The organism is Streptomyces sp. NBC_00887 (genome assembly GCF_045207585.1).
Genome location: NZ_CP108788.1, coordinates 6,434,959 through 6,447,217 on the forward strand (window position 1 = coordinate 6,434,959; position 12,259 = coordinate 6,447,217).

Here is a 12,259-nt window from a genome sequence, read left to right on the forward strand (position 1 = left end):
CGTCTTGTGCAGTACCTGTAAGGGTCTGATCACGTAACAACTTTTGTGATTATCGGCGGAACCGTCGTGTTGCTTTCCTCATCTAAGCCTTCGCCAGTTTGTATGGGCTTGAGGTAAAACGATCGCAGATGGGGACGCCATGCGTGAGATCAACCGAAGGGGTCTGCTCGGGGCGGGGCTCGGCGCCGCAGCCGCTCTCTCCATGAACGGCTGCGGCACCCTGGGATCATCGGACAGCGGACGTTCCGGCCCCGAGAAGATCCCCAAAGGCGACAAGGGAACGCACGGGAACGGCGGAGGCTCGCCCAAGACGAATGTCAGGCTCATCGGTGACGGTTCCACCGCCGATACCGGAAAACAGCCGAATCAGCCCGCCGCTCCCGTCCCGCTCGAACCCGGCCAGAAACCGCCGCAGTTCGTGATCTTTTCCTGGGACGGAGCCGGCGAGGTCGGCAACGGTCTCTTCCCCCGCTTTCTCGAAATCGCCGAAGAACACAACGCCGGGATGACCTTCTTCCTCTCCGGGCTGTATGTCCTGCCCGAGTCGAAGAAGTCCCTGTACCGCCCGCCCAACAACCCCAGGGGCGCCTCCGACATCGGTTACCTCACCGACGATCACGTCAAGCAGACCCTGAAGTACGTCCGCCAGGCCTGGCTCGACGGGCACGAGATCGGCACGCACTTCAACGGGCATTTCTGCGGCGGTTCGGGATCCGTCGGCAACTGGTCGACCGAGCAATGGCGGAGCGAAATCGACCAGGCGATCTCCTTCGTCACCCAATGGCGGACGAACACCGGCTGGACAGACGTCGATCCACTGCCGTTCGACTACCGGAAGGAACTCGTCGGCGCCCGCACCCCCTGTCTGCTCGGCCAGGACAATCTCCTGCCGACCGCGAAGCAGCTGGGCTGGCGCTACGACGCGAGCTCGCCCGGCGGCCGGCAGATGTGGCCGGAGAAACGCCAGGGCATCTGGGATCTTCCGCTGCAGGGCGTGCCGTTCCCCGGCCACAGCTTCGAAGTTCTCTCCATGGACTACAACATCCTCGCCAACCAGTCGATGAATTCGACCAACGGCATGCCCGCGCGTTATCCGGGCTGGCGCACCCAGGCCACCGGCGCCTACCTCGCCGGTTTCGATCGCGCCTACGAGACGAACCGCGCGCCTTTCTACATCGGCAACCACTTCGAGGAGTGGAACGGCGGTATCTATATGGACGCCGTCGAGGAAGTGATCAAAAAGATCGCGGCCAAGCCGGATGTGCGCCTCGTCTCCTTCCGGCAGTTCGTCGACTGGCTCGACGTGCAGGACCCGGCGGTGCTCGCGAAGCTTCGTACCCTCGAGGTCGGCCAGTCTCCGGACGGCGGCTGGAACACCTTCTTCAAACAGGCCTGACAAGGGGCTTCACGGGCATCGAGGGGGGTGCGGAAGATCCCTGGAACTGCCATGCGAAACTTTTCACATGAGCTCTGGCCGCGCATCCCGACGCCGCTTCACCCTGCTCGCCGCCACAGCAGTGGCCGGTGCACTGACCCTGTCCGCATGCAGCGGTGACGGCACCGAGGCCGGTGGTGGCGGCAACACGAACTTCGTCACCGGTAGCGGCGGCATTTCCACCGTGGCCAAGGGTGAACGCACGAACGCACCGAAGCTCGACGGCACGACCCTGGACGGCAAGGCCCTCGACATCTCCGACTACAAGGGCAAGGTCGTCGTCCTGAACGTCTGGGGATCGTGGTGCGCCCCCTGCCGCGCCGAGGCCAGGCACTTCGCGAAGGTCGCCCGGGACACACAGGACCAGGGCGTCCAGTTCGTCGGGATCAACACCCGGGACCCGCAGAAGGCCGCCGCGATCAACTTCGAGCAGGACTACGGCGTCACCTACCCGAGCCTCTTCGACCCGACCGGAAAGCTTCTCCTCCGCTTCCCCAAGGGCACCCTGAACCCGAAGGCGATCCCGTCGACCGTGGTCGTGGACCGCGACGGGAAGATCGCCGCCCGCACGCTCGCCGCCGTCGACGCCGAGAAGCTGCGCGAGATGATCGACCCGTTGATCGCGGAGAAGTGATCCGGTGTTCCAGCTCGCCGCGACCACCGGAATGAACGAGACGGTCTTCAGCGGGGCCCTCCTGGTCGCCCTGCCCATCGCCCTTCTCGGCGGACTCGTCTCGTTCTTCTCGCCGTGCGTCCTGCCGCTCGTGCCCGGCTACCTCAGTTACGTCACCGGGGTCAGCGGCACCGATCTGGCGGAAGCCCGGCGCGGCCGGATCGTCGCGGGTGCCTCGCTCTTCGTCCTCGGTTTCACCGCGGTCTTCGTCTCCGGCGGCGCGCTCTTCGGTTACTTCGGCGACCGGCTCCAGGCGCACAGCGAGGTGCTCTCCAAGGTCCTCGGCGTGCTGATGATCCTCATGGGGATCTTCTTCATGGGGCTGATGCCGTGGATGACGCAGCGGGAGTTCCGCATCCACAGGAGGCCGGTGACCGGGCTGGCGGGCGCCCCCGTGCTCGGCGCCCTCTTCGGCATCGGCTGGACCCCGTGCCTCGGCCCGACGCTCACCTCGGTCAGCATGCTCGCGATCGACCAGGGGACCGCGGGGCGCGGGGCGGTACTCACCGTGGCGTACTGTCTCGGACTCGGTATCCCCTTCGTGCTGGCGGCGGTCGCCTTCCGCAAGGCACTCGGCGCGTTCGGCTGGGTCAAGCGCCACTACGTATGGGTCATGCGCATCGGCGGCGGCATGATGATCGCGACCGGCGTGCTCCTCCTGACGGGCGCCTGGGACGCGCTCATGCAGGAGATGCAGGTCTGGTCCAACGGCTTCACTGTGGGGATCTGAGTTCATGAGCAACACGAACACCAAGGAAGAACGCGACCTCGGCGAGGCCGGAGCACAGCTCTCCACCGCCCCGCGCGAGGAGTCCGCCTCCTCCGTACCCGCAATGGGCGTCATCGGCTGGGTCCGCTGGTTCTGGCGGCAGCTCACCTCGATGCGGGTCGCCCTGATCCTCCTGTTCCTGCTGTCGCTCGGGGCCATCCCCGGCTCGCTGATCCCGCAGAACAGCGTGGACGAACTGAAGGTGCAGACCTTCAAGGAAGCCCACACCACGGTCACCCCGATCTACGAGACGCTGCAGTTCTTCGACGTCTACAGCTCGGTGTGGTTCTCCGCGATCTACATCCTGCTGTTCGTCTCCCTCGTCGGCTGCATCGTCCCGCGCACCGGCCAGTTCGTCGGCCAGCTGCGCGGCCGCCCGCCCGGCGCCCCGAAGAAGCTGACCCGGCTGCCCGCGTACACCACGTGGCGCACCGACGCCGAACCCGAGCAGGTCCGTGAGGCCGCCCTCGCCATCCTGCGCAAGCGCCGCTTCCGCTCGCACACGGTGGGTGACGCCGTCGCCGCGGAGAAGGGATATCTGCGCGAGGCCGGGAACCTGATCTTCCACATCGCGCTGATCGTCATGCTGGTCTCCTTCGCCGGAGGACAGCTCTTCAAGTCCGAGGGCGGCAAGCTCGTCGTCGAGAACGACGGCTTCTCCAACACCCTCACCCAGTACGACAACTTCAAGTCGGGCTCGCTCTTCGACACCGACGACCTCACCCCGTTCAGCTTCACGCTGGACGACTTCGTCGGTACGTACGAGCGCAGCGGCCCCCAGCGCGGCACCCCCCGGACCTACGAGGCCCGGGTGACCTACTCCGAGGGCACGGACGGTGCGCCGAAGAAGAAGGTCATCGAGGTCAACAAGCCGCTCGTCGTGGACGGCACCAAGGTCTACCTGAACGCGCACGGCTACGCCCCGGTGATCTCCGTCAAGGACGGCAAGGGCAAGGAGGTCTACAGGACCGCCGTGCCCCTGCTGCCCATCGACAACAACGTCACGTCGACCGGTGCGATCAAGGTGATGGACGGCTACCGCGGCGCCGACGGCAAGAAGACCCAGCTGGGCTTCCAGGCCTTCTTCGTCCCGACCTTCGCGGGTGCCGGACAGGGCACGATGTTCTCGCAGTTCCCCGGCGCCGACTATCCGGTCCTCGCGCTCAACGGCTACTACGGCAGCCTCGGCGTCGACTCGGGACTGCCGCAGAACGTGTACCAGCTCGACACGTCCCAGATGAAGGAATTCAAGGACAGCAACGGGGACAAGCTCAAGCAGCGGCTGCGCCCCGGCGAGACCATGAAGCTTCCCGGCGGAGCGGGCACGGTCACCTTCGAGAGCGTCGAGGAATGGGCCAGTTTCCAGATCTCGCGCCAGCCCGCCAGCGGCTGGGCGCTCACCGGCGCCATCGCCGCCATCGCCGGTCTCGCCGGGTCGCTCTTCATCCAGCGGCGCCGGGTGTGGGTGAAGGCCGTACGGGGAACGGACGGCGTCACCGTCGTCGAGATGGCCGGCCTGGGCCGCAGCGAGTCCGCGAGGCTTCCCGAGGAGCTGGCCGGTCTCGCGGACGCGCTCAACACCGAGGCGCCCACGGCGCCCGATCCCGATCCCGATCCCGAGCCCGAACAACCTTCCGAAGAACCTGCCGAAGGGGCTGAGAAGTGAGTCTCGCCGCCGCAACCAACGAGAACCTGGCGAACATCAGCAACACGCTGATCTATTCGTCGATGGCCGTCTACACCCTGGCCTTCTTCGCCCACATCGCGGAGTGGGTGTTCGGCAGCCGCAGCAAGGTCGGCCGTACGGCCGCCGCGCTGACCGGGTCCGCCACCGCGGACTCCGCGGTGAAGGCGCAGACCGCGCAGAACGCCGGCGGCACGGCCGTGCTGGACCGCCCCAGGATCGTCACCCGCTCCGCCGCGGGCACCCGGGATGTCCCGGACGGACCCGGAGCCGCGGGCGGCACGTTCAAGGGTGACCTGTGGGGGCGGATCGCGGTCTCCCTGACCGTGGTGGCCTTCGCCGTACAGGCCGGCGGCGTCGTCGCCCGGGCCGCGTCGGTGCAGCGCGCCCCCTGGGGCAACATGTACGAGTTCTCGATCACCTTCTCCACCGTGGCGGTCGGCGCCTACCTCCTCCTGCTGGCCCTGCGGAAGAACGTCCGCTGGATCGGCCTGCTGCTGGTCACCACGGTCCTGCTGGACCTCGGCATCGCCACCACGACGCTGTACACCGACAGCGACCAGCTCGTGCCCGCGCTGCACTCCTACTGGCTGTGGATCCACGTCTCCACGGCCATCATCTGCGGCGCCGTCTTCTACCTCGGTGCCGTCGGCACGCTGCTCTACCTGTTCCGCGACAGCTACGAGAACAAGCTCGCGGGCGGCGGCACGCCCGGAAGGTTCGCGAGCTCCGTGCTGGAGCGGCTGCCCTCGGCGAAGTCCCTGGACACGTTCTCGTACCGCATCAACGCGGCCGTCTTCCCGCTGTGGACGTTCACGATCATCGCGGGCGCGATCTGGGCGGGCGACGCCTGGGGCCGCTACTGGGGCTGGGACCCCAAGGAGGTCTGGTCCTTCATCACCTGGGTCGCGTACGCCTGCTACCTGCACGCCCGCGCGACGGCCGGCTGGAAGGGCCGCAAGGCCGCCTACCTGGCGCTGATCGCCTTCGGTTGCTGGCTCTTCAACTACTACGGCGTCAACATCTTCGTCACCGGCAAGCACTCCTACGCCGGAGTCTGAGAACACCACGAAGGGCGCGGTCCGCATCTGCGGACCGCGCCCTTCGTGCTTCCTCATCCCTCGCCGATGTCCTCGTTCCACAGCTCCGGACGGTCACGGACGAACGCACGCATCAGCGCGACGCACTCCGGGTCGTCGAGCAGCACGATCTCCACCCCGTGGCCGGCCAGCCAGTCGTGGCCGCCGTGGAAGGTCCGCGCCTCGCCGATCACCACCCGGGAGATCCCGAACTGCCGGACCAGACCGCTGCAGTACCAGCACGGCGAGAGCGTGGTCACCATCGTCGTGCCCCGGTACGAGCGCTGCCGGCCGGCCGCCCGGAACGCCGCCGTCTCCGCGTGCAGGGACGGATCGCCGTCCTGGACCCGGCGGTTGCGGCCCCGGCCGAGCAGGGTTCCGTCCGCCCCGTACAGCGCCGCGCCGACGGGGACGCCGCCCTCCGCGAGTCCCTCCCCGGCCTCGGCGAGTGCGACCGCCAGCCAGTCGGCGTACGGCGGGCTCACCGGGCCGGCGGGGAGTCGAGGACCGCCTTGCGGTGGCTGAACGTCTCCAGGGAGTACCGGCCGTGGTAGTTGCCCATGCCGCTCTCGCCGACCCCGCCGAACGGCAGGTCGGACACGGTCAGATGGGCCAGCGGCAGGCCCAGGCCCACCGCACCCGAGGAGGTCTCGGCCAGCAGCCGCTCCCGTACGGCGGGGGAGTGCGTGAAGGCGTACAGCGCCAGCGGCTTGTCCCGGTCGTTGATGAAACCGATGGCCTCGTCGAGCCCGTCGACCGTCACGATCGGCAGTACGGGGCCGAAGATCTCCTCGCCCATGACGGGGGCGTCCGGCGCCACATCGGCCAGCACGGTCGGCGCGATGTACTTGTCGGCACGGTCGTGGGTGCCGCCCGTGACCGTACGGCCGGAGTCCAGCAGCCCCACCAGCCGGTCGAAGTGGCGCTCGTTCACGATCCGCCCGTACTCGGGGTGGGAGGAGGCGTCCTTTCCGTACAGCCCCTCGATCGCCGTCGCGAGCGCGTCCGCCAGGGCGGGCGCGGTCTCCGGGTCGGTCAGGACGTAGTCCGGGGCGACACAGGTCTGGCCGGCGTTGAGGAACTTGCCCGCGGCCAGCCGTGCGGCCACCGTCGGCAGATCCGTGTCGCGGTCGACGAAGACGGGAGACTTGCCGCCCAGTTCGAGGGTGACCGGGGTGAGGTGGCGGGCTGCGGCGGTCATGACGATCCGGCCGACCGCGCCGTGGCCGGTGTAGAAGATGTGGTCGAAGCGCTCGGCCAGCAGCGCGGTGGTCTCCGGGACCGCGCCCTCGACCACGGCGACCGCGTCGGTGTCCAGATACCGCGGCAGCAGCCGGGCCACGGCGGCGGAGGTCGCGGGCGCCAGCTCGCTGGGCTTGGCGACGACGGCGTTGCCCGCGGCCAGAGCACCGGCCAGTGGAGCGAGCAGCAGCTGCACCGGGTAGTTCCAGGGCGCGATGACGAGGACCACGCCCAGCGGGTCCTGCACGGTGTGGGCGGTGGCTCCGCCGAGGGCCGCCGGCACGGGGGCGGGCTCGGGCCGCAGCCAGCCCTCCAGACGCACCAGGGTGTGGTCGATCTCGCGGACCGTGAAGTCGATCTCGGTCCGGTAGGCCTCCTTGCGGCTCTTGCCGAGGTCGGCACGGAGGGCCTCGGCCAGCTCGTCACCCGACTCGGTGAGCAGGGCGCGGAGCCGTGTCAGCTGGGAGGTGCGCCAGTCGAGGCCCTTGGTCCGTCCGGTACGGAAGGTGCCGCGGAGGCGGGCGACCACCTCGGCGGGCGTCTCCGCGCCGCTCACAGGGCCGCCATGATCTCGCGGGCCAGCTGTTCCGAGGAGGCCGGGTTCTGTCCGGTGTGCAGGTTGCGGTCGTGCACGGTGTGGGGTCCCCAGGGGTCCCCGGCGGAGTAGTCGGCGCCGAGTTCCACGAGCCGGTTCTCCAGCAGCCAGGGCGCCTTGGTGGCCAGGCCGGCCTGGGTCTCCTCCGTGTTGCTGAATCCGGTCAGGCGGTAGCCGGCGAAGGGCCAGCTGCCGTCCTCGCGGCGAGCGGCCAGCAATGCGGCGGGGGCGTGGCACAGGACACCCAGGTGCGCGCCGGAGTCCAGGGCGGCGGTGAGGAGGCGGCCGGACACCTCGCTGACGGCCAGGTCCTCCATGGGGCCGTGGCCGCCGGGGTAGAAGACCACGTCGTACGAGGTGGGGACGACGTCCTCGAGGCGGGCGGGGATGCGGAGCGTCTCGTCGATCGCGGCGAGGTACGAGGCGACGGCGTCGGCCTGCTCCTGGCCCCCGTTGGCCTCGGCGGCCAGGCTCGCCGTGTCGACGGTGGGGGCCACGCCGCCCGGGGTGGCGACGGTGATGTCGAATCCGGCCTGGGTGAAGACGCGGTGCGGGGCGGCGAGTTCCTCTGCCCAGAAGCCGGTGGGATGGGTGGTGCCGTCGTTGAGGGTCCAGTGGTCGGCACCGGTGAGGACGAACAGTACGGAGGGCATGGGGGGTGCTCCCTACGAGACGCGAGACGCGAGACACGAGTAAAGCTTGATATGCTCAAGCAATACCGTTCATGTAACGGTGAAAAGTTGAGCATGTCAAATGAATGCGTCGCGTGGCGGACACGGTTCCGGGCCTCGGGCCACGCGTACAGATCGAAGGATGACCGACCATGACGACGGAACCGGCACCCCGCGCCGTCCCTACTCCGGACGAACTGCTGGAACCCCTCGCGGTCGTCGTCCGCGGCCACCACGACGACCTCACCGCCGTCGCCGCCCGCCACGGGCTCAGCACCTCGCAGGCGCGCGCGCTGATCGCCCTGAACGCACCCATGCCGATGAGCGCCCTGGCCCGTCACCTGGTCTGCGACGCTTCCAACGCCACCGGCCTCATCGGCCGCATGGAGACCCGCGGGCTGGTCACCCGCACCCCGGCCCCCGACGACCGCCGCTCCAAGGTCGCCGCCCGTACACCGGACGGCACCGAGCTGGCCCACCGCATCCGCGCCGAGATGCGCGTCGTGCGCGGCGCCCTGGAGGCGCTCACCCCTCAGGAGCGCTCGGCGCTGCTGCCTCTCCTCGACCGGCTGGGGCGGCTGCTGTCCTCATGAGGAGGCGTCGCCGGACCCCGCCCCGTCCTCGCGGCGCTTGATCTCGTCCTCGCGGCGGCGCAGATCCGCTTCCCAGTCCTTCAGGAGCGACTCGTCCCGCGCGTTCTCGTCCTTGATCGACTTCAGGAAGTCCGGGTTGTCGTCCGGTGCCACCCATGAGGTGCGGTGGTTGCGGTGCCACTCCGAGGGCGTACGGCCTCCGGTGGGCGGCACCCGCAGCTTGCCCGCGGCGAACCAGACGATCGGACCCACGATCCAGAACAGCAGGATGATGAAGACCCAGGCCAGCTTCGGCAGGTGCTTGGCCTCGTCCTCCGGCGTGTTCAGGCAGTCTATGAACGCGTAGATCGTCAGTGCGAGCGGCAGAAGATAGATCAAGGCCCTGAGCATGGTGGAAGGGTCCCCCGAGAAAAGGTGAGGGGCGCTCTGTCCCGCCCCGGTGACGGGCCCAGGGTAGCGGGTGGCCGATACTTGTCCCCATGGCTTACGACGATCTTCGCTCCCTGCTCCGGGCTCTGGAGCGCGAGGGCGATCTCAAGCGCATCAAGGCCGAGGTCGACCCGTATCTGGAGGTCGGCGAGATCGTCGACCGGGTGAACAAGGCGGGCGGGCCCGCGCTGCTCTTCGAGAACGTCAAGGGGGCGTCCATGCCCCTGGCCATGAATGTCTTCGGGACCGACCGGCGGCTGCTCAAGGCGCTCGGGCTGAAGTCCTACGCAGACATCAGCGACAAGATCGGTGGCCTGCTCAAGCCGGAGCTGCCGAACGGCTTCGTCGGGATCCGCGAGGCGTTCGGGAAGCTCGGCTCGATGGTCCATGTGCCGCCGAAGAAGGTGAAGTCCGGGAGCGCGCCCGTCCAGGAAGTCGTCCTGACCGGTGACGACGTGGACCTGGAACAGCTGCCGGCGCTCTTCACCTGGCCCGAGGACGGCGGCTCGTTCTTCAACCTGGGCCTCACGCACACCAAGCACCCCGAGACCGGCATCCGCAACCTCGGGCTCTACCGGCTGCAGCGTCACGACAAGCGCACCATCGGCATGCACTGGCAGATCCACAAGGACAGCCGCAACCACTACCAGGTCGCCGCCAAGCGCGGTGAACGGCTGCCCGTCGCCATCGCGTTCGGGGCGCCGCCCGCGGTGACGTACGCCTCCACGGCGCCGCTGCCGGGGGACATCGACGAGTACCTCTTCGCCGGCTTCGTCCAGGGCAAGCGGATCGAGATGGTCGACTGCAAGACCGTGCCGCTCCAGGTACCGGCGCAGGCCGAGGTCGTCATCGAGGGGTGGCTGGAGCCGGGCGAGATGCTGCCCGAGGGGCCGTTCGGCGACCACACCGGTTTCTACACACCGCAGGAGCCCTTCCCCGCGCTGACGATCGACTGCGTGACGATGCGGAAGCGTCCGCTGCTGCAGTCGATCGTGGTGGGCCGGCCGCCGACGGAGGACGGGCCGCTGGGGCGGGCCACCGAGAGGTTCTTCCTCCCGCTGCTCAAGATCATCATCCCGGACATCGTGGACTACCACCTGCCCGAGGCGGGCGGCTTCCACAACTGCGCGATCATCTCGATCGACAAGAAGTACCCGAAGCACGCCCAGAAGGTGATGAGTGCGGTCTGGGGCGCGCACATGATGTCGCTGACCAAGCTGATCGTGGTGGTGGACGCCGACTGCGACGTCCACGACCTGCACGAGGTCGCCTGGCGGGCGCTCGGCAACACCGACTACGCCCGCGACCTGCTCCTCACCGAAGGGCCGGTCGATCATCTCGACCATGCCTCCTACCAGCAGTTCTGGGGTGGCAAGGCGGGCATCGACGCGACGCGGAAGCTGCCCGAGGAGGGCTACACAAGGGATGGGGGCTGGCCGGAGATGGTCGAGTCCGACCCCGACACGGCGGCGAAGGTCGACCGCCGCTGGAAGGAGTACGGCCTGTGAGCGCCTCCGCCGCTGCGGTGCCGCAGCCCCGCAGCACGCCCCGCGCGTTCCTGCGGCTGGTGATGATCGAGCACTCGGTGTTCGCCCTGCCGTTCGCGTACATCGCCGCGCTGACCGCGATGTTCCAGCTGGACAAGGACATCCACTGGGGCGCCCTGCTGCTCGTGACCGTCGCCATGGTCGGGCTGCGGACGTTCGCCATGGCTGCCAACCGGATCATCGACCGGGAGATAGACGCACGTAACCCGCGCACCGCGGGCCGTGAACTGGTCACCGGTGCGGTGTCGGTGAAGTCGGCGTGGACCGGGGCGATCGTCGCCGTCGTCGTCTTCCTCGGCGCGGCAGCCCTGCTGAACCCGCTCTGCCTTGCGCTGGCGCCCGTCGCCGTCGTCCCGATGGTCGTCTATCCGTACGGCAAGCGGTTCACGAACTTCCCGCACGCGATCCTCGGCATCGCCCAGGCCATCGGGCCGATCGGCGCCTGGCTCGCGGTGACCGGCAGCTGGTCGTGGGACGCGGTGATCCTCGGCCTGGCCGTCGGGATCTGGATCGGCGGCTTCGACCTGATCTTCGCCTGCCAGGACGTGCAGGCCGACCGGGCCCACGGGGTGCTCTCCTTCCCGGCGCGCTTCGGAATCCCGGCCGCACTGTGGGGGGCGCGTGTCTGCCACGTCGTGACGACCGGCCTGCTGGTCTGGTTCGGCCTGGCGACGGGCGCCGAGGTCTTCTACTGGATCGGCATGGCGATCGTCGCCGCGGCCTTCGTGTACGAGCACCGGGTGGTGCGGCCGCACGATCTGTCCCGGCTGAACCGGGCGTTCTTCTCGGTCAACGGGTTCATCGGGATGGCGCTGTTCGCCTGTGCGCTGCTCGACCTGCTGGTGCGTGGTCTCACACCGTGACGGCACCGGCCGAACGGCGGGGGCGGCGGAAGGCGAAGGCCGCCGCCACCCCGCCCATGAGGCCGAAGAGGTGGCCCTGCCAGCTGATGCCGGAGTCGGTCGGCAGCACGCCCCAGAGCAGCGAGCCGTAGACCGCGGCGATGATCAGGCCGACCACGATGTCGAGCGGCCGGCGGTCCACGAAGCCGCGGACCAGCAGATAGCCGAAGAGGCCGAAGACGACACCGGACGCGCCGAGCGTGACCGTGTTCGGGGGCGCGGTGAGCCAGACGCCGAGGCCGCCCGTCACGATCACCACCAGGACCACGGCGGCGAACCTGCGTATCCCGGCGAGTGCCGCGATGAAGCCGAGCACCAGCAGCGGGACGCTGTTGGAGGCCACATGCTCCCAGCCGCTGTGCAGGAACGCGGACGGCACGATGTCGGCGAGCTCCGCGGGCTCACGCGGGCTGATGCCGTACGTGTCGAGGGAGTGGCCGGTCGCCGTGTCGACGCCTTCCAGCACCCACAGCAGCGCGATCCAGCCCAGCATCACGGCGCCCGCCGTGACGGCCCGTGCGGTGGCGCCCGTGCGCGTACCGGTCATGGTCACCCCCTGGTCCATGGCTGTCCCTTCACCTGACGGAACGTACGGAGTACCTGGCGCGGTTCCTGACCGGGGGTGCCGGATAGGCTCGGT

Annotated in this window: 13 protein-coding genes; 8 read left to right on the forward strand and 5 right to left on the reverse strand. The window is 68.9% G+C overall.

The features are described from left to right. Positions 1-139 precede the first annotated feature (139 nt). The 5 genes from OG844_RS29420 to ccsB all read left to right on the forward strand — a co-directional run bounded on the left by OG844_RS29420 (position 140) and on the right by ccsB (position 5,622). Complete coding sequence (locus OG844_RS29420) at positions 140-1,396, forward strand: hypothetical protein (protein ID WP_406394339.1); 1,257 nt, start codon at positions 140-142, stop codon at positions 1,394-1,396. Between the two features lie 67 nt (positions 1,397-1,463). After that, a complete protein-coding gene (locus OG844_RS29425) occupies positions 1,464-2,069 on the forward strand; it encodes a TlpA family protein disulfide reductase (protein ID WP_406394340.1) in 606 nt (201 codons plus the stop codon). Positions 2,070-2,100: 31 nt separating this feature from the next. After that, the gene (locus tag OG844_RS29430; protein ID WP_406396298.1) at positions 2,101-2,838 is read left to right on the forward strand and encodes a cytochrome c biogenesis CcdA family protein; all 738 of its coding nucleotides are present in this window, start codon (positions 2,101-2,103) and stop codon (positions 2,836-2,838) included. 4 nt (positions 2,839-2,842) lie between these two features. Next, positions 2,843-4,543, forward strand: a complete 1,701-nt coding sequence (locus tag OG844_RS29435) for a cytochrome c biogenesis protein ResB (RefSeq protein WP_406394341.1) — start codon at positions 2,843-2,845, stop codon at positions 4,541-4,543. Beyond that, positions 4,540-5,622 carry a c-type cytochrome biogenesis protein CcsB gene (gene ccsB / locus OG844_RS29440; protein ID WP_406394343.1) on the forward strand — a complete coding sequence of 361 codons (1,083 nt, stop codon included), beginning with the start codon at positions 4,540-4,542 and terminating at the stop codon, positions 5,620-5,622. Before OG844_RS29435 ends, ccsB begins: the two co-directional genes overlap by 4 nt. Positions 5,623-5,675: 53 nt before the next feature. Here the strand turns inward: ccsB and OG844_RS29445 are convergent, their stop codons facing one another. The 3 genes from OG844_RS29445 to OG844_RS29455 are packed head-to-tail and all read right to left on the reverse strand — an operon-like array spanning position 5,676 to position 8,130. Beyond that, entirely contained in the window at positions 5,676-6,125 is a 450-nt protein-coding gene (locus OG844_RS29445) for a nucleoside deaminase (protein ID WP_406394345.1), read from the reverse strand. After that, positions 6,122-7,438, reverse strand: a complete 1,317-nt coding sequence (locus OG844_RS29450; protein ID WP_406394347.1) for an aldehyde dehydrogenase family protein — start codon at positions 7,436-7,438, stop codon at positions 6,122-6,124. The genes OG844_RS29445 and OG844_RS29450 overlap by 4 nt, the downstream gene beginning before the upstream one ends. Next, positions 7,435-8,130 carry a type 1 glutamine amidotransferase domain-containing protein gene (locus OG844_RS29455; RefSeq protein WP_406394348.1) on the reverse strand — a complete coding sequence of 232 codons (696 nt, stop codon included), beginning with the start codon at positions 8,128-8,130 and terminating at the stop codon, positions 7,435-7,437. Before OG844_RS29455 ends, OG844_RS29450 begins: the two co-directional genes overlap by 4 nt. A gap of 170 nt (positions 8,131-8,300) precedes the next feature. Here OG844_RS29455 and OG844_RS29460 point away from each other — a divergent pair, with 170 nt between their 5' ends. Then, positions 8,301-8,741: a MarR family winged helix-turn-helix transcriptional regulator gene (locus OG844_RS29460; protein ID WP_406394350.1), complete on the forward strand. Its 441-nt coding sequence runs from the start codon at positions 8,301-8,303 to the stop codon at positions 8,739-8,741. Here OG844_RS29460 and OG844_RS29465 read toward each other — a convergent pair. Next, the gene (locus OG844_RS29465; RefSeq protein ID WP_406394352.1) at positions 8,736-9,131 is read right to left on the reverse strand and encodes a PLD nuclease N-terminal domain-containing protein; all 396 of its coding nucleotides are present in this window, start codon (positions 9,129-9,131) and stop codon (positions 8,736-8,738) included. The two genes, OG844_RS29460 and OG844_RS29465, sit on opposite strands and share 6 nt — an antisense overlap. Before the next feature lie 89 nt (positions 9,132-9,220). Here OG844_RS29465 and OG844_RS29470 point away from each other — a divergent pair, with 89 nt between their 5' ends. Next, positions 9,221-10,678, forward strand: a complete 1,458-nt coding sequence (locus OG844_RS29470) for a menaquinone biosynthesis decarboxylase (protein ID WP_351168521.1) — start codon at positions 9,221-9,223, stop codon at positions 10,676-10,678. Continuing rightward, positions 10,675-11,580 carry a menaquinone biosynthesis prenyltransferase MqnP gene (gene mqnP, locus OG844_RS29475; protein WP_406394354.1) on the forward strand — a complete coding sequence of 302 codons (906 nt, stop codon included), beginning with the start codon at positions 10,675-10,677 and terminating at the stop codon, positions 11,578-11,580. The genes OG844_RS29470 and mqnP overlap by 4 nt, the downstream gene beginning before the upstream one ends. Here mqnP and OG844_RS29480 read toward each other — a convergent pair. Beyond that, on the reverse strand, positions 11,570-12,184 hold the full coding sequence (locus tag OG844_RS29480; RefSeq protein ID WP_406394355.1) for a rhomboid family intramembrane serine protease: 615 nt from the start codon (positions 12,182-12,184) through the stop codon (positions 11,570-11,572). The genes mqnP and OG844_RS29480 overlap by 11 nt on opposite strands. Positions 12,185-12,259: the final 75 nt, after the last annotated feature.